Source organism: Nocardia sp. NPDC050412, from assembly GCF_044458825.1.
Classification (GTDB): domain Bacteria; phylum Actinomycetota; class Actinomycetes; order Mycobacteriales; family Mycobacteriaceae; genus Nocardia.
Genome location: NZ_JBITIJ010000008.1, coordinates 95,761 through 112,690, shown reverse-complemented (window position 1 = coordinate 112,690; position 16,930 = coordinate 95,761). Strand labels below are relative to the sequence as shown.

The 16,930-nt window shown below is 64.6% G+C and carries 18 protein-coding genes; 9 read left to right on the top strand and 9 right to left on the bottom strand.

What is annotated here, in order from left to right; translation table 11 throughout:
- The first annotated feature begins 150 nt into the window (after positions 1 to 150).
- The 6 genes from lysS to ACIBI6_RS23305 all read left to right on the top strand — a co-directional run bounded on the left by lysS (position 151) and on the right by ACIBI6_RS23305 (position 8,101).
- Positions 151 to 1,617 carry a lysine--tRNA ligase gene (gene lysS / locus ACIBI6_RS23330; RefSeq protein ID WP_364354206.1) on the top strand — a complete coding sequence of 489 codons (1,467 nt, stop codon included), beginning with the start codon at positions 151 to 153 and terminating at the stop codon, positions 1,615 to 1,617.
- A 115-nt stretch (positions 1,618 to 1,732) separates the two neighbouring features.
- On the top strand, positions 1,733 to 2,092 hold the full coding sequence (locus ACIBI6_RS23325) for an Lsr2 family protein (RefSeq protein ID WP_040686163.1): 360 nt from the start codon (positions 1,733 to 1,735) through the stop codon (positions 2,090 to 2,092).
- 250 nt (positions 2,093 to 2,342) lie between these two features.
- Positions 2,343 to 2,903 (top strand): FHA domain-containing protein, encoded by a 561-nt coding sequence (locus ACIBI6_RS23320; RefSeq protein ID WP_364354203.1) that lies wholly within the window; start codon positions 2,343 to 2,345, stop codon positions 2,901 to 2,903.
- A 137-nt stretch (positions 2,904 to 3,040) separates the two neighbouring features.
- A complete protein-coding gene (locus tag ACIBI6_RS23315; protein ID WP_364353909.1) occupies positions 3,041 to 3,709 on the top strand; it encodes an anthrone oxygenase family protein in 669 nt (222 codons plus the stop codon).
- Between the two features lie 645 nt (positions 3,710 to 4,354).
- A complete protein-coding gene (locus ACIBI6_RS23310) occupies positions 4,355 to 5,293 on the top strand; it encodes an alpha/beta fold hydrolase (protein WP_364353906.1) in 939 nt (312 codons plus the stop codon).
- A gap of 249 nt (positions 5,294 to 5,542) precedes the next feature.
- The gene (locus ACIBI6_RS23305) at positions 5,543 to 8,101 is read left to right on the top strand and encodes an ATP-dependent Clp protease ATP-binding subunit (protein ID WP_364353903.1); all 2,559 of its coding nucleotides are present in this window, start codon (positions 5,543 to 5,545) and stop codon (positions 8,099 to 8,101) included.
- A gap of 56 nt (positions 8,102 to 8,157) precedes the next feature.
- On the opposite strand, the gene ACIBI6_RS23300 is transcribed toward ACIBI6_RS23305, so the two are convergent.
- The 6 genes from ACIBI6_RS23300 to ACIBI6_RS23275 form a co-directional block, all read right to left on the bottom strand.
- Complete coding sequence (locus ACIBI6_RS23300) at positions 8,158 to 8,955, bottom strand: LLM class flavin-dependent oxidoreductase (protein ID WP_396957728.1); 798 nt, start codon at positions 8,953 to 8,955, stop codon at positions 8,158 to 8,160.
- A 51-nt stretch (positions 8,956 to 9,006) separates the two neighbouring features.
- A complete protein-coding gene (locus ACIBI6_RS23295) occupies positions 9,007 to 9,291 on the bottom strand; it encodes an SHOCT domain-containing protein (RefSeq protein WP_364353897.1) in 285 nt (94 codons plus the stop codon).
- A 244-nt stretch (positions 9,292 to 9,535) separates the two neighbouring features.
- Positions 9,536 to 9,976: an OsmC family peroxiredoxin gene (locus tag ACIBI6_RS23290; RefSeq protein WP_040686169.1), complete on the bottom strand. Its 441-nt coding sequence runs from the start codon at positions 9,974 to 9,976 to the stop codon at positions 9,536 to 9,538.
- 110 nt (positions 9,977 to 10,086) lie between these two features.
- Complete coding sequence (locus ACIBI6_RS23285) at positions 10,087 to 10,539, bottom strand: SRPBCC domain-containing protein (protein WP_396957725.1); 453 nt, start codon at positions 10,537 to 10,539, stop codon at positions 10,087 to 10,089.
- 26 nt (positions 10,540 to 10,565) lie between these two features.
- Positions 10,566 to 10,886: a DMT family transporter gene (locus ACIBI6_RS23280; protein ID WP_396957723.1), complete on the bottom strand. Its 321-nt coding sequence runs from the start codon at positions 10,884 to 10,886 to the stop codon at positions 10,566 to 10,568.
- The gene (locus ACIBI6_RS23275) at positions 10,886 to 11,533 is read right to left on the bottom strand and encodes an FMN-dependent NADH-azoreductase (RefSeq protein ID WP_396957721.1); all 648 of its coding nucleotides are present in this window, start codon (positions 11,531 to 11,533) and stop codon (positions 10,886 to 10,888) included. Before ACIBI6_RS23275 ends, ACIBI6_RS23280 begins: the two co-directional genes overlap by 1 nt.
- A 103-nt stretch (positions 11,534 to 11,636) precedes the next feature.
- Between ACIBI6_RS23275 and ACIBI6_RS23270 the strand changes: the two genes are divergently transcribed.
- Entirely contained in the window at positions 11,637 to 12,248 is a 612-nt protein-coding gene (locus ACIBI6_RS23270; protein ID WP_396957719.1) for a TetR/AcrR family transcriptional regulator, read from the top strand.
- A gap of 38 nt (positions 12,249 to 12,286) precedes the next feature.
- Here the strand turns inward: ACIBI6_RS23270 and ACIBI6_RS23265 are convergent, their stop codons facing one another.
- A complete protein-coding gene (locus ACIBI6_RS23265; RefSeq protein ID WP_396957717.1) occupies positions 12,287 to 13,141 on the bottom strand; it encodes an ABC transporter permease in 855 nt (284 codons plus the stop codon).
- Positions 13,138 to 14,040: an ABC transporter ATP-binding protein gene (locus tag ACIBI6_RS23260; RefSeq protein WP_396957715.1), complete on the bottom strand. Its 903-nt coding sequence runs from the start codon at positions 14,038 to 14,040 to the stop codon at positions 13,138 to 13,140. The genes ACIBI6_RS23265 and ACIBI6_RS23260 overlap by 4 nt, the downstream gene beginning before the upstream one ends.
- A gap of 351 nt (positions 14,041 to 14,391) precedes the next feature.
- Between ACIBI6_RS23260 and ACIBI6_RS23255 the strand changes: the two genes are divergently transcribed.
- Complete coding sequence (locus tag ACIBI6_RS23255) at positions 14,392 to 15,696, top strand: histidine kinase (RefSeq protein ID WP_364353876.1); 1,305 nt, start codon at positions 14,392 to 14,394, stop codon at positions 15,694 to 15,696.
- Positions 15,693 to 16,388 (top strand): response regulator transcription factor, encoded by a 696-nt coding sequence (locus tag ACIBI6_RS23250; protein WP_364353873.1) that lies wholly within the window; start codon positions 15,693 to 15,695, stop codon positions 16,386 to 16,388. Before ACIBI6_RS23255 ends, ACIBI6_RS23250 begins: the two co-directional genes overlap by 4 nt.
- A 39-nt stretch (positions 16,389 to 16,427) precedes the next feature.
- Here ACIBI6_RS23250 and ACIBI6_RS23245 read toward each other — a convergent pair whose 3' ends face one another.
- Positions 16,428 to 16,922 carry a hypothetical protein gene (locus ACIBI6_RS23245; RefSeq protein WP_364353870.1) on the bottom strand — a complete coding sequence of 165 codons (495 nt, stop codon included), beginning with the start codon at positions 16,920 to 16,922 and terminating at the stop codon, positions 16,428 to 16,430.
- Between the last annotated feature and the right edge of the window lie 8 nt (positions 16,923 to 16,930).

Here is a 16,930-nt window from a genome sequence, read left to right as displayed (position 1 = left end):
CCGGGCGGCCCGCAAATCGATTTCCGGTGCCCGCTAGTGTTGTTGAACGTGAGCAACCCGAACACGCCTTCATCCGGTCGCTCCGCGGGTTCGGTTCCTGCGGGGCAAGCCAACCGTCCCGCGCCCGCCGCGGACGACGTTCCGGAGCAGATGCGGATTCGGCGCGAGAAGCGCGAGCGGTTGATCGCCGATGGCGGTGAGGCCTATCCGGTAGTGGTGCCGCGCACACATACTCTCGGCGAAATTCGGGGCGCCTATCCGGAGCTCGAGCCCGACACCCAGACCGGTCTGCGGGTCGGTGTCGTCGGGCGCGTCATTTTCCTGCGCAATACCGGCAAGCTGTGTTTCGCGACGCTGCAGGAGGGCGACGGCACCAAACTGCAGGCGATGATCAGCCTCAACGGTGTCGGAGCCGACGCGCTGGCGGCCTGGAAGGCCGATGTAGACCTCGGAGACTTCGTTTTCGTGCGCGGTGAGGTGATCTCCTCACGGACCGGTGAATTGAGCGTCATGGCCGATTCCTGGGCCATGTCGGCCAAGGCCCTGCGGCCGCTGCCGGTGGCGCACAAGGAGATGAACGAGGAGTCGCGGGTACGGCAGCGCTATGTCGATCTGATCGTGCGTCCCGAGGCCAGGGAAATGGCCAGGACCAGGGTCGCGGTGGTGCGCGCGCTGCGCAATGCGCTCGAACGCCGGGGCTTCCTCGAGGTGGAGACGCCGATGCTGCAGACGCTGCACGGTGGTGCGGCGGCGCGGCCGTTCGTCACCCATTCCAATGCCCTCGATATCGATCTCTACCTGCGAATTGCGCCCGAGCTGTTCCTCAAGCGATGCGTGGTCGGTGGGCTGGAACAGGTCTTCGAGATCAACCGGAACTTCCGTAACGAGGGGTCGGACTCCACGCATTCCCCGGAGTTCGCAATGTTGGAAACCTATGAGGCATACGGCACCTATGATGACTCTGCGCGGATGATTCGGGAATTGGTGCAGGAAGTTGCCGAGGAGGTCTTCGGCACGCAGGTGGTAACCCTTGCCGATGGCACCGAATACGATCTCCGCGGCGAGTGGACCACGGTCGAGATGTACCCGTCGCTGTCCGATGCACTTGGTGTTTCGGTGACTCCGGAAACTTCGATCGAGGAATTGCGTGCACTCGCCGATCGGGTCGGACTGGAAATTCCCGAGGACAAGGGCTATGGCCACGGCAAACTTGTCGAAGAACTCTGGGAGCACCAGTACGGTGACAAGCTCTACGCCCCGACTTTCGTGCGCGACTTCCCGGTGGAGACATCACCGCTGACCCGACAGCATCGCAGCAATCCCGGAGTTACCGAGAAGTGGGACCTCTATGTGCGCGGCTTCGAGTTGGCAACTGGCTATTCGGAGTTGGTCGATCCGGTGATCCAACGCGAGCGGTTCGTGGATCAAGCGCGGCTTGCCGCACAAGGTGATGACGAGGCGATGGCACTCGACGAGGACTTCCTCGCGGCGATGGAGCACGGCATGCCTCCGACAACAGGTACCGGTATGGGAATCGATCGGTTGTTGATGGCACTCACGGGATTGGGAATCCGGGAAACGATACTGTTCCCAATTGTGCGTCCAGTCGCTCGCTGACGATCGGATTGCATAGCTCGGCCCTCGTCTTGGAATTTTTCGAATTCGGGGTATTCTTGCCTCGGGTAATCGGCCTAGTATGCGGGTCGCACGATTTCGAGAGGACGTTCATCTCATGGCAAAGAAGGTCACCGTTAGCCTGATCGACGATGTCGATGGTGAGTCCATCGCGGACGAGACCATTGAGTTTGCGATCGACGGTGTGTCGTACGAGATCGACCTGTCGTCGGCAAATGCGGCGAAGCTGCGCGACGGCCTGGAAGAGTGGGTTTCGAGTGCTCGGCGAGTGAGTGGCCGGCGGCGGGTCAAGGCGGCGGTTGCTGCTCCCGGAGCCGCAAAGAGCCGGGTCTCGATCGATCGTGAACAAAGCGCGGCAATTCGCGAGTGGGCGCGCCGGAATGGACACAAGGTGTCCGCGCGGGGTCGTATCTCGGCCGACATCACCGATGCGTACAACAAGGCCGCGAAGGGCTGAGTTCTTATTTTATTGGGCTGCCGCCCGGGCGAATCGTGCGACGCCCGGGCGGCGGTCGTTTGTGATAGGCCTTCGATATGAGGAAGGTCTGCAGTCGACTCGATCTTGCTCGCGGTACCAGGACGCGGCACCATGGAACTGTGCGAAGAGCGTCACTGGCGGTATGGAGAGATGAGGTATCGGCGCAGTGACTGGTTTCGTCGGATCGCTGTTGCGATTCACTGATGACTCGGGTCGGCAGCAGGAGTTCATGCTCACCCCGGACCAGCAGCGCGTCACCATCGGGCGTTCCCCGCAGGCCGATCTGGCGCTGCGCTGGGACGCGGAGGTCTCGCGGCTGCATGCGGCGGTCGAATATCTGGGTGCGCACTGGACGATCGTCGATGACGGCCTGTCCCGCAACGGCACCTTCGTCAACGGAGAGCGACTGGTCGGGCGGCGGCGGCTGATGGCGGGCGATCGGATCCGGGTCGGCACCTCGCTGGTGTCGTTTCACGATTTCGGTGGTGTGGTCGATGACGCGACGCGGACCTCGACCGGCACTATTCCCACGCTGCGCTCGCTGACCGATACCCAGCGCGCGGTGCTGGTCGCGCTGTGCCGCCCATATAAGAACGGTGCTGGTTTCGCGTCGCCGGCTTCGAATCAACAGATCGCCGAGGAATTGTTCCTGAGCGTCGATGCGATCAAGACTCATCTGCGGGCACTGTTCGCCAAGTTCGGTGTGGAAAATCTGCCGCAGAATCAGAAAAGAGTCCGACTGGCCGGTTTGGCCATGCAGAGTGGGTTGATCTCCGACCGCGACTTGTGACGCCGTAGCGGCGTGGACTCTCGCTTAGGTGGCCGAGCGCTTGAACCATGGATGGTCGCGACGGTTACCGGTGTACTTGAAACATCGCCGGACCGAGTAAATCGGACCAGGTCCGGGTTTCGAGGCAGGAGAAATTCATGTTCGCGCTACGACTCGCCGCGCTGGTGGCGGCCACGCTCGCAACCGGCTTGATCGCGGGCGTTTTCTACGCTTATGCGATATCGGTGATGCCCGCGCTGAACCGCACCGATGATCGCGCGATGATCGATGTGATGCAGAAGATCAATGTGGTCATCATCAACCCGTGGTTCATGCTCGGATTCCTCGGCACCGTCGGTTTCACCTTCCTCGCGGCGGCGCTGCACCTGGGCAAGGAACACCGCACCATCTTGATCTGGCTCGGTGTGGCCTTGGCACTGAATGTGATCGCCTTCGCGGTCACCTCCGGATTGAATGTTCCTCTGAACGATCAACTGGCCGCCGCGGGCGATCCGGGCCAGATCGGTGATCTGGCAAAGGTGCGTGCCGATTTCGAATCCGCTTGGGTCCGTTGGAATATCCTCCGTGCGATTCTGCACACACTGGCATTTTTGGTGCTGACCGGGGCGCTGTTCGTGGCGGGCATCCAGCACGGCCGCGCGCATGCCGCGGGTTCGGTTGGCGCACAGCAGGTTTCACCCGTTCAGTCGGTGCCGGGCAGCGGCCCGCAGACCGCCGGTCAGTACTACCGGGCGCCGATCATGGCCCAGCAGCATGGATTCGGGCAGTTCGGTGCGCAGCGGACTGGTGTGCATCCCCTCGCATAGGAATCGACCGCAGTAACTGCTAGTTCTATGCCGCCGTCGGCGGGTCGATCAGCAATCGGCTCGTCGACGGCGGTTTCGGTATGCGAACTGCGAATCCGCCAGGTCGGACTACATTCTCGCGAACGATTACGCGGCAGGCACATCCAATTCCGCACTGCGGGCCACGCGCCGGAGGGGCGATGCCGCAGCGCCGGCGGGAACCGCCTGACGGGCCGTCTGCGGGCCGAAAACGGTGCTTTTGAGTTCGGCCCCTTACCGGACTCTGGCGGGCCTGCCGTGCGGTAACCAGGACGGCAATCGGGCACTGCTGCGCGGCCGGCGGGCAGCACGTCGGCGCACCGGCCGGCGTGGTTCGGTCGCGGCAATTGCGCGAGCGCGGGACCGGCATGCCGTGAGCCACCGTCAAGTCGGCTCGCCTGCCAATACGGCAACGTGTTCCAGCAAGGCGTCTCCGCCGCGAGGGCCGTACGCCTCCGGAATCGACGCCGGTAACTCGCACCCTGCGAGCGGTCGAAACACTGTCGGGCGCATAGCTGGTGAGTATCGGGAGGGGAACTGGATTCGCGGCTGACTTGCGCGAACTGCCCTCCGGGTGAGGATAAGTTGCGCTACGTTCTGGAACACGTTCCAGATTTGGAGGTCTTCATGCGGAGTGTTTCCGGTTCCGCGCTCGTCGTTGCCGTGCTGGCTGTGCTGTGGATTGGCGCGGGTGGCATTGCGCAGGCGGAGTATCCGGTCGACTACAACTTCTTTGCCGGAATTCCGAACGAGCTGGTGAATCATGGTGGCTCGCTGCCGGGTTCGAATGATTGGGGGTGCCGGCCCAGTGCGGAGCATCCCAATCCCGTTGTGCTCGCGCACGGTACGGGTGGTGGGGCACAGACGAATTGGGGACTCTACGCACCGCTGCTCGCGAACGAAGGTTACTGCGTCTTCTCGCTGACCTATGGCGCATACGATCTGCCGTGGCCGATCTCCGCGGTGGGCGGGATGCTGCCGATCGAGCAGAGCGCGGTGCAGTTCGGTGCGTTCGTGGATCGGGTCCTCGCGGCAACCGGGGCGAGCAAGGTGGATGTGGTCGGGCATTCGCAGGGCACGGTAATGCCGAACTATTACGCCAAGCGGCTCGGCGGGGCGGACAAGATCGATAAATATGTATCGATCGCACCGGCCTGGCGCGGTACCAATGCGGGCGGCGGTGCGGATGTGGCCGCGTTCGCCGACCGGCTCGGCGCCGGGGCCTACTTCCACGCGGCGGCGGGTTCGCTGTGCGAAGCCTGCACCGAGCTGTTGCGCGACTCGGCCTTCCTGCGGGATCTCAACAGCGACGGCGTCTACGTTCCCGGCATCACCTACACCAACATCATGGGCAGCCTCGACGAGATCGTCGTCCCCTACGACTCGGGCTTCGTGCCCGGGCCGAATGCCACGAATATCGTCGTCCAGGACGGCTGCGCGTCCGACTACTCCGAACATCTGGCCATCGCGGGCAGTCCCCGCACCGCCCGCTTCGTGCTCAACGCCCTCGATCCGGGGCATGCGCGCGAGGTGCCGTGCGAGTTCGTCCCGCCGTTCACCGGCTGACACCACGACTGGGAAGCGACGACCGGCGATTTCGCTGAGGGCAAAACCCGAGCGGAAACGTATCCCGCAACAAGCACGTTATGAGTGAATGACCGTGCTGTCGCTGGTCCCCAATAGGGTGGACTGGAGGCGGCGTAATCCCCGGCCAACTAGAGTGGAGTCCGGGGCCGCAACCCCCGGGCTTCATGGCAGGCTGACGCCACAGAAGCGTCGGACGCCAGAATGTCGGAGCAGGAGAGTGAGGGAGCGATGTTCGAGAGGTTCACCGACCGCGCGAGGCGCGTCGTTGTCCTGGCCCAAGAAGAGGCCCGGATGCTTAACCACAACTACATCGGCACCGAGCACATCCTGCTTGGGTTGATCCACGAGGGCGAGGGCGTAGCGGCGAAGTCGCTGGAATCCCTTGGTATTTCGCTGGAGGGTGTGCGTAGCCAGGTGGAGGAGATCATCGGCCAGGGCCAGCAGGCCCCGTCCGGTCATATCCCGTTCACCCCGCGTGCCAAGAAGGTGCTGGAGCTGAGTCTGCGCGAGGCGCTGCAGCTCGGCCACAACTACATCGGCACCGAGCACATTCTGCTCGGCCTGATCCGTGAAGGTGAGGGTGTCGCGGCGCAGGTGCTGGTGAAGCTGGGTGCCGATCTCAACCGGGTGCGCCAGCAGGTCATCCAGTTGCTGTCCGGATATCAGGGCAAAGAGCCGGTCGAATCCGGTTCACGCGGCGAGGCCGGGACACCGTCCACCTCGCTGGTGCTGGACCAGTTCGGTCGGAATCTGACCCAGGCCGCCCTCGAAGGCAAGCTCGACCCGGTCATCGGCCGCTCGAAGGAAATCGAGCGCGTCATGCAGGTGCTGAGCCGCCGCACCAAGAACAACCCGGTCCTCATCGGCGAGCCCGGTGTCGGTAAGACCGCCGTGGTCGAGGGTCTGGCGCAGGCCATCGTCAACGGTGAGGTCCCCGAGACGCTGAAGGATAAGCAGCTCTACACCCTCGACCTGGGTTCCCTGGTCGCGGGCAGCCGCTACCGCGGTGACTTCGAAGAGCGCCTGAAGAAGGTGCTCAAGGAGATCAACACCCGCGGCGACATCATCCTGTTCATCGACGAGCTGCACACGCTCGTCGGCGCGGGTGCCGCCGAGGGCGCGATCGACGCCGCTTCCATCCTGAAGCCGAAGCTGGCCCGCGGTGAGCTGCAGACCATCGGTGCGACCACTCTCGACGAGTACCGCAAGTACATCGAGAAGGATGCCGCCCTGGAGCGCCGGTTCCAGCCGGTGCAGGTCGGCGAGCCGACGGTCGAGCACACCATCAATATCCTCAAGGGTCTGCGTGACCGCTACGAGGCGCATCACCGGGTCTCCATCACCGATGGCGCGCTGGTTGCCGCCGCGACGCTGGCCGACCGCTACATCAACGACCGGTTCCTGCCGGACAAGGCGATCGACCTGATCGACGAGGCCGGTGCTCGCATGCGTATCCGTCGCATGACCGCCCCGCCGGACCTGCGCGAATTCGACGACAAGATCGCCGATGCGCGCCGGGAGAAGGAAAGCGCCATCGACGCGCAGGACTTCGAGAAGGCGGCGCGGCTGCGCGATAAGGAAAAGCAGCTGGTCGCCAAGCGCGCCGAGCGTGAGAAGCAATGGCGCTCCGGTGATCTGGACGTCGTGGCCGAGGTCGACGACGAGCAGATTGCAGAGGTGCTCGCCAACTGGACCGGTATTCCGGTGTTCAAGCTCACCGAGGAGGAGACGACCCGTCTGCTCCGCATGGAGGACGAGCTGCACAAGCGGATCATCGGCCAGGAGGATGCGGTCCGGGCCGTCTCCAAGGCGATCCGCCGTACACGCGCCGGTCTGAAGGATCCCAAGCGGCCCTCGGGCTCGTTCATCTTCGCCGGTCCGTCCGGTGTCGGTAAGACCGAGCTGTCCAAGGCGCTGGCGAACTTCCTGTTCGGCGATGACGACGCGCTCATCCAGATCGATATGGGCGAGTTCCACGACCGCTTCACCGCATCGCGGCTCTTCGGTGCCCCGCCCGGGTACGTGGGCTACGAAGAGGGTGGCCAGCTCACCGAAAAGGTGCGCCGCAAGCCGTTCTCGGTCGTTTTGTTCGACGAGATCGAAAAGGCACATCAGGAGATCTACAACACCCTGTTGCAGGTCCTCGAGGACGGTCGTCTCACCGACGGCCAGGGTCGTACGGTCGACTTCAAGAACACCGTGCTGATCTTCACCTCGAACCTGGGTACCTCGGACATCTCCAAGGCGGTCGGCCTGGGCTTCACCCAGTCCAACGCCGAGGGTTCGAACTACGAGCGGATGAAGCTCAAGGTCAACGACGAGCTGAAGAAGCACTTCCGGCCCGAGTTCCTCAACCGCATCGACGACGTGATCGTCTTCCACCAGCTCACCACGGATCAGATCGTGGAGATGGTGGATCTGATGATCGGCCGCGTCGCTACGCAGCTGAGGAACAAGGACATGGAGATCGAGCTGTCCCCGCAGGGCAAGGCACTGCTTGCCAAGCGCGGCTTCGATCCGGTGCTCGGCGCTCGGCCGCTGCGCCGGACCATCCAGCGCGAGATCGAGGACCAGTTGTCGGAGAAGATCCTCTTCGGCGAGATCGGTGCGGGTCAGACCATCGTGGTCGACGTCGAAGGCTGGGACGGAGAGGGCTCCGGCGAGAATGCCAAGTTCACCTTCACCGGCAAGGCGAAGCTGACCAAGGCGGCAGCGACCGAGGAGAAGCCAGAAGTCGTGCTCACGGGTGCGGGCGAAGGCACCGCGGCCGAAGCAGCTGGCGAGTAAGTCGCAACGGCTAGAAGATGCCGCCCACCGGATTCCGGTGGGCGGCATTTTTCGTATCAGCTCGTGAACCGGGCCAGCGCCGGGGCGAAGGCTTCGGCCAGTTCGCCGGGGACGATCAGTTCATCGATGCCGTACTTCTCCCTGCGGTATTCGAGCACCTCGGTGATGGTGGCCGGATCGCCGTCGAGCACACCCGCCGAGCCGGCTGCGCGCAGGCCGTGCGCGGTGAGTCCGAGCCGCTTGCTCAACCAGAACGGCAGTTCGTCACCGATGCCGACCATTTGATGGGTGAAGCGCACATCGCGATCGGTATTGTCGCGCACGATCCGGACCATCTCGGCGAGATCGGATTCGGTGGCGTCCGGTCCGGCGGCCAGCAGCACGCGATCAGCGAAATCCGCTGCGACAGTGAGCATTCGAGGACCATTCGCGGCGACGATGATCGGCGGCGCCGGGTCGACCTGTTCGCGAACCGCATGCACGGTGGCGATGAGTTGCTCGCGACGTTCGGCGGCCGAACCCCAAGGCATACCGAGCCGTTCGGCCTCGGCGCTCGCATCGGGACGCCCCGACCCGATGCCGAGTTCGAATCGTCCGTCCGAAAGCAGTTGCAGTGCGGCGGTTTCCCGCACGGTGACCGCCGGATTGCGCAGGGGCGCGGCCAGGACGTTCGGACGCAGCCGGACGGTGGTGGTCACTGCGGCGGCGGTCGCGAGTGTCGGGAATGGGGATGGGGTGTTCAGGGTGTCCGGAAGCAGGATCGTCCGGTAGCCCTGTTGCTCGGCGCGCTGGGCCGCGCGGGCCCATTCGGCGCCGGAACGCGGTGTGATGACGATGCCGAAGGTCATGCTCATGGTGTGGTCTCCCGTGAATCGGGTCGGATGGTCGTTGGGGCGGAATGCGGCTCAAGTGGTGGGAGTTTCACCGCCGCGCGGCTTTCCTCCGCGTTCGCGCAGCACCGCAAGTCGACTCCGATATTGCTGCTCGGTGATCTCGCCGCGCGCGAATGCGGTACGCAGCACGCCGATTCCGCTCTGGTGACCCCAGAACCGCCGCCGCGCGACGAAGAAGACGATGATGGCGGCCCAGAACAGCAGTGGGAAGATCCAGAAGAACGGCCAGGGATGCCATCCGCCGTCATAGTGATCGGCCCAAAAGGTGATGGCCTCGGGTTGAGTAAGAATGTTCATGCCGCAACCCTGCTCCTGATACCCCCACCCGTACATCGGCCTGTCGACGGCATTCGCCATACGCCTACGTGCGTACAAGCCAGGACTACAGGGTGTCGAAACGGTTAGTGAGCATGCGCCCCTTGTCGCAGGCTCACACACTCATGTGGGGTGTGCGGTTGCGATACCGGATGCGCTGGGGCGGTATGCATGCGCTCGCATAACCACTGGGCTCCTCGCACCTGCGGTGCGAGGAGCCGGGAAGTCAGGCGAGGGCGGCGTCGAGGGTGATGTTGTCCACCCCGGCGAGGGCCTTGCTGACCGGACAGCCCGCCTTGGCGGCGGCCGCGGCAGCTGCGAAGCCGTCGGCGTCCAGACCGGAGACCCGGCCGCGGACGGTGAGCTTGATGGCGCTGATGCGGAAGCCGCCGTCCGGATCCGGGCCGAGGGTCACATCGGCGGTGACGTCCAGGCTCTCGGGCGTGCCGCCGGCATTGCCGATCTGGGCCGAGAGGGCCATGGCGAAGCAGGAGGAGTGCGCGGCCGCGATCAGTTCCTCGGGGCTGGTGGTGCCGTCGGCATCGTCGGCGGCGCGCTTGGGGAAGGAGACGTCGTACTTGCCGACACCGGAACTGGCCAGCTCGACCTGTCCGGAGCCGTCCTGGAGGCCTCCGGTCCAAGCGGTGCGCGCGGTACGTGTGGGCATCACGATCCTTTCGAAGATGTGTGAATCACAATTCGCAGTCGAACCTACCCCCGCCGCCCCAGCGGCGCGTGCGAAGGCCAGCCCGAATCGAGCGCCTCGGTGGACAGTGGTCAGGCGGGCTCGCCGGTGTGCTGATCGAGTTGCTCGAGTACCAGCGGCCAGGCCTGTGAGTGCCGGTCGCGGGCAGCTTCATCGGCAAATCCCGCGTGCGCCAAGCGAAGTCGAGTGCCGGAGTCGATCGGCATGAGCTCGACCGTCACCATGGTTTCCGCGCCCTCGGTGCCACCGGCCCCGGTCACCCAGGTCAGCTCGACGATCTGGTCCGGAATCAGACGAATGAACCGTCCGTAGTGCGGGCTGCGCATGCCCTGGTGGTCGGTCTCGAAGAAGAACGGCGCGTTCACGACTGGGCGCATGAGGACCGAGCCGGGGGCCGCGAACCAGTGGTCGAACCGCTCGGTCCAGGCCAGGTACAGCGCCGGTGGCAGCGCGGCCATCGTGCGCTCGACCTCGAGCCTGAAGGGGCGCGACGATAGATCGGGTACCCGCACTGGTTCGAACATGCTTCGGACTGTACCGCCGGACCTGCTCACTCCGGATTGGTGACGCGCGCCAGCACGATGCCGCCGAGGATCAGCGACAGCGCCAGCAGCCGTCCGGCGCTCATCGGATCTTTGTTGATCACCACACCTAGGCTGATCGCCCCGACTGCGCCGATTCCGGTGAATACCGCGTACGCCGTGCCGACCGGCAGCGTCTGCATGGCCCGCGAGAGCAGGTACACCGCGACCGCACCGAGCACGAAGCAGATGAGGGTCGGGACCGGGCGGGTGAAGTTCTGCGTCGGTTTGATGCTCTGTGACCAGATGATCTCCACCAGTCCGGCGAAGCCGAGAATTATCCAGTTCATCAGTGCCCCTTGGCCAGCTCGCGCGCGGATTCCATTGCGGCCGAATAGGACTCGTCATGCTTGCGGCGCAGATGTGCTAATGCCGGGTCCTGCCTCGAGTTGGCGAGTTCCGCATTGACGAAAACGGTGTCGGTGACGGCGAAATGGCCCGCGAAGAAATCGCGCAGGTAGCTCTCTTGGTGGTCGAAGGCGGCCTTCGGGGCGCCGGGTGCGTAGGAGCCCCCACGCGCCGAGACGACGACAAAACGCTTGTCGCCCAATGACATCCGCGGGAAGGTGACCTGATCGAGCCAAGCCTTGAGTGCGGCCGGGATCGAGTAGTTGTACATCGGGGTGCCGATGAGAATCACGTCGGCGGCCAGCAACTCGGTCAGCAGTGGCTCCACGATCGCCCACGCGGCGGTCTGTTTCGGCGTGCGGATCAGTTCGGTGAGGCGATGCAGGTCGGTGCCGGGTTGGGCGAGGACGGCATCGCATAGTTCGGTCCATGCCTCGTCGATGAACGGCACGGGCTCGGCAGCCAAATCGCGATAGATGTAGCTGCCGTCCGGATTCTCGGCGCGCCATGCCTTGGCGAATGCCGCGCTCAGTTCCCGGCTGATGGAACAACGTCGGGCGCTGGCATCGAGATGCAACAACGTGCTCATGATTTCTCCCGTAGATATAACTGGACACTTTGTCCGGTTGATACCGTAATGGACAACCGGACACATTGTCCAGTTACATGGAATGTCGAGTACAGTCGGGATCATGAACAGCGATATGGACCTGCTCAGCGGGCATCCGGCGGCGCCGACCGAGCGCGCGGACGCGGCCCGCAACCGGGCCAAGGTGCTCGCCGCGGCCGCCGAACTGTTCGCAACGCGGGATCCGCGCACCGTCACGATGGACGACATCGCCAAGGCGGCGGGGGTCGGGCGCGGCACGCTGTATCGCCGCTATCCGGATACGAATTCGATCGCCGTCGCACTGCTCGACGAACACGAACGCACACTGCAGGAGCAGTTGTTGCGCGGTGCGCCGCCGCTCGGTCCCGGCGCGCCACCCGCCGAACGACTCGCTGCGTTCTATGCCGCCATGGTCGAATTATTGGACCAGCACGCGGATTTGGTGCTCGGTGCCGAGACCGGCGGCGCACGATTCGCGACAGGCGCCTACGGCTTCTGGTTCGCGCACGTCCGGTCGCTCTTGGTTGCAGCCGGTGTCGGTCAACCGGACGCCATGGTCGATTCGCTGCTCGCGCCGTTGGCTGCCGAGGTCTATCAGCAGCAGCGGACACGGGGCCTCACCTCCGCGCAGATCGCGGCGGCGCTGGCCGAATTGGCCCGTTCCGTACTGTCGGAGAATGCGCCGAACCGTTGACGAACTGCTGTCCGCCAACGGTTTTCGGCTACTGAAAATCAGACCATATCGCGCCGTCGCACCAGCCACATCGTGCCCGCCGCGAACAGTGCCACGTACACCAGCAGCGCGACGAGCGACTGAGCCCGCGGCAGGATATCGAGCACACCCGGCGTCGAAGGCCCGTCGACGGTCCGCATCGCACCGGCCATCGAGCCCGCCGCCGTACCCGGCAGATGATCGGTGAGCACCTTGATCGGACTGAAGATCGCCGCCACGCCGCGCAGCAGATTCTCCACCACCAGCACCCAAACCAGTCCGAGCCCGACAGCCAGGGCCGGACCGCGCGCGATCGCGCCGATCAGCGCACCGGCCAGCGTCCACATGCCGAGAATCGCTGTGCCGGTGATGATTCCGTTCGCCGCCTGCCCCAGGCCGGGCAGTGCGAGCGACTGCGATTGGGTCATCGCGATTGTCGACGCGACCCCGACATCCGCCACGAATGCGACGCACACCAGCCCGATTACCGTGACCGCCAGGCTGACCAGCGCACCGCCGATGGCGTTGTTTCGCGACGGACCCTGGGTGAGCACGGTTTTCCAAGTGCCCCAGCCGTAACCGCTACCGATGGTCAATGCGCCGAGAATGAGCATCAGCGCGCCACCGAACATTGCCATGCCCTGGGTGAAGACCTCCGGCACCGCGGCGGGCAACATCTGGTGCAGCAGCACGTCTTTGGGCACACCGTTCGACATCGTCTTCATATCGCCGGAGGAGTAGGCGAGGTAGTTGAAGAGGTAGGAAAAGGTGAGATTCAGCAGGATCCAGGTGCCGAGAATGATCCAGAATGCGGGCCACTTGCGCAGTCGCAGCATTTCCGCTTGCGTGCTTGCCACCAGGTCTTTCCCGATCATTTCACCGGCTCCAATCGGGTCATTTCGAAGAACACTTCTTCCAGGGACTTTTCGTCGGTCCGCAGTTCCAGCAGGTCCGCGCCCGATTCGACGACCGCACGCGCGACCACCGGGGCGCTGGCAGCACCCGCCTCGATTCGAATTCCACCCGCGGTCAACATGGCCGAGCGCTCGCCGACCACGCGACGTACCGCGGGAAATGCCACCTCCAGCGGTTCGGCGCGCAGTAAAAGCGAAGAGGCGCCGCGTAATTCGGCGACGGTGGATTCGGTGAGCAGTTGTCCGCCGGAGATCACCCCGACGCGATCGCAGATCTCCTGGACCTCGCTGAGCATGTGGCTGGACAACAGCACCGTGTGACCGTCCCCGGCGAGAGTTGTAATGAGCTCCCGCATTTCGGCCATGCCCTGCGGGTCGAGGCCATTGGTCGGCTCGTCTAGAATCAGCAGATCGGGACGGCCGAGCAGGGCCGCGCCGACGCCGAGGCGCTGCTTCATGCCGAGGGAGTAGGTGCGGAATTTATCGTCGGCGCGATTGGCGAGGCCGACGCGGTCGAGTGCGTGCTCTACCTCGACGGGCTCGATGCCGCGGTATTTCGCGAGTACCCGCAGGTTGTCGCGGCCGGTGAGATAGGGATAGAAGCCGGGTCCCTCGATGAGGACGCCGATGCGGCGGACCACGGCCGGATCGCCGGGGGTATGTCCGAGCACGGTGGCGGTGCCCTCGGTGGGGCGGATCAAACCGACCAGCATTCGCAGCGTGGTCGTCTTACCCGCACCGTTCGGGCCGAGGAAGCCGTAGATTTCGCCGGGCGCGACATTCATATGCACGCGGTCGACGGCTGCGTGGGTGCCGTAGCGTTTGGTCAGCCCTGCGGTGACCACGATGGAATCTGTCATGCACCGAGAATCCGCCACCGACCAGGGGTGACACATCCGTCGAGCGGCGATGCTCGGCGTACGTACGGCGGCATACGAACAGACGGTGAAAGCGGCCGCGAGGATTGATGTCGCCCAGCATATGCTCCGGTCACCGCAGCGGCGCCGACGATGAGCACCAGCGCGGCGTATGCGCCGCCAATGTCGCGGAGCGAGGGGGTTCGGGAATGCCCAAATCCTGGGCGTCACCTCGACTGACGGCCCGTGAGGTGACCATGTGGGCAGCCGCGATCGGAAATATATTCAGGGAGGAGGACGGGCATACGTAGCGCGGCGGACGTCGTGACTCGTCCGGGCTAATAGGCTGCACATGTGACAGCGCTAGGGGAATCGAAACGTGGCCCGGCCGTCCAGGACTGGGTACTCGCGCTCGTCGTCGCGGTGATCCAGGTCGCCGGGGGCCGCAATGCCAACCTGCGCCAGACCGGAGTGCACTCGCTCGACTGGCTCGGCTATGTGCTGTTGCTCATCGGACCGGTGGCGCTATTGCTACGCCGTTCCTACCCGCTGCCCGCGCTGCTCGTTACGGTCACGACCTGTGCGGTGTATCTGCTGTGCGGCTACGGCTACGGCCCGATTTTCATCTCGCTGGTGATCGCATTCATCAGCGCCGCGATCGTCGGATCACGCTGGTGGACATATCCGCTCGCACCGATCGGCTATCTCGTGCTGCTCTGGCCGCTGCCCGCGCTGATCGGGCATCCGGCCGACCCGTGGCTGGCATTCGGCATGATCGCCTGGCTGGGGATACTGGTCGCGATCGCGGAGGGGATCCGCCAACGCAAGGCAGTGCTGGTCGCGCGCAGACAGCGGGCCGAGGCGGCGCGTCGTGATGAGGAGGCGCAGCGAGAACGGCGGGCCAGCGAGGAGCGGCTCGCGATCGCCCGTGAGCTGCACGATGTACTGGCGCACAGTCTTTCGCTGATCAATGTGCAGTCGTCGGTGGCGCTGGAGCTCTTCGACAAGAAGCCGGAGCAGGCCGAATCGGCGCTCGCGGCGATCAAGACGGCGAGTAAGGATGCGTTGGCCGAGGTGCATACGTTGCTGCACGCGATCCGCAGCGGCGGCCCGACGCTCGGTGCGGCCGAAGTGCGCGACTCGGACCTCGCGCCTGGCCCCGAATCCACGCCTGCGCAATTCCAACGGGTCCAAGACAATTCGGTTGCCCACGGCCTCGAGACCCGCCCGCCCGCCCCACGTAGTCCCGCCCCGAGCATCGAGGACCTGGACGCATTGCTGCAGCGCACCCGTGCGGCCGGTCTCACGGTCGACACCCGCATTATCGGCACCGCACACAAACTGCCCAGCGTCGTCGATGTGGCGGCGGCGCGCATCATCCAGGAATCGCTGACCAATGTGGTCCGCCACGCGCCCGGCGCGCCGGCCGCGGTGACCATCCGGTATGCCGCCGATTCGGTCGAGATCACCATCGACAATGCTCGCGCCACCGGCACACAATCGAAGTCCGGAGCCAGCGGCGGCAATGGCATTCTCGGCATGCGCGAGCGCGCACACGCCCTCGGCGGACAGCTCATCGCCGGCCCTCGGCCGAGTGGCGGATACCGCGTGGTGGCTCGGCTACCGTCCCAGATGGGGGCTCAGGAGGAGGCGCGATGAACGCGGGATCCCGCGGCAATTCGACAGGTGGGCCTGTTCGGGTGCTTGTTGCCGACGATCAGGCACTTGTGCGCGGCGGTTTCGTCGCACTGCTCGAGGCACAGGACGACATCCAGGTGGTGGGTGAGGCCGATAACGGTGAACAAGCCGTCCGCATGACCCGCAGTCTGACCCCCGACGTGGTCCTGATGGATATCAGAATGCCCGTTCTGGATGGACTTGCCGCCACCCGAATGATCGCTGCGGATCCGAAACTCGCCGATGTGCGGGTGGTCGTCCTGACCACCTTCGAACTCGACGAATACGTCTTCGAGGCCATGCGCGCGGGGGCAACGGGATTCCTGGTCAAACACACCGAGCCCGCTGATCTCGTCCGTGCTATCCGAGTTGTCGCCGCGGGTGATGCCCTGCTCTCGCCCGGTGTCACGCGCCGCCTCATCGCCGAATTCTCCGCCCATGCCAAACAGCCCCCACCCGCCGCCTTCACCGAACTGACCGACCGCGAGCGCGAGGTGATGACCCTGGTGGCGGAGGGTCTCACCAATGCCGAAATCGGCGAGCGCCTGTTTATGAGCCCCGCCACCGCCCGCACCCACGTCAGCCGCATCCTCATGAAGCTGGACGCGCGAGACCGCACCCAACTCGTAGTCATGGCCTACGAATCCGGCCTGGTCCGCCCCGGCTGGCAATAATGCTGTCGCACATACCGAATAGCCTGTGCGCGATAGCCACTACCTATGCGACACCAATTGCCTCGCTTCCCCTCGGAAGTAGCGGCGGGCACTCGGGTGGTACATGGCGGGGATGGCGATCAGGACGGCGAGGATATGCCCGGTGCGGAAGGTTCCGGTGATCACCGCGGATGCGGTGAGGTTGTCGAACAGGTCGCCGATTTGCTTGGCGGACAACGTGGCTGCCAGTGGTTCGATGATCAACGAGGCCAGGCCGATCACACCGATGCCCAAGGTGAGTACCGTCTTGGCCCAGCGGGCACCGCGCGCCATCTGGACGGCAACGCCGAGAACCACCAGATAGATGCCGCCGCGAATAGCTAGACCTGTTGCGAGCGAGCCGATATCGGCGTTCGGGCGGTCCAATTGCACAGCGATGTATGTGATGGCCTCGCCGACGCCGCACAGCAGCGCTACTACGAGTCCGATGAATGCCACGGAAATCGAGCGCGGTGGGTCGGTTCGTGGCTGTGCGGAAAAGGCAGTGCCGGTCATACAACCGA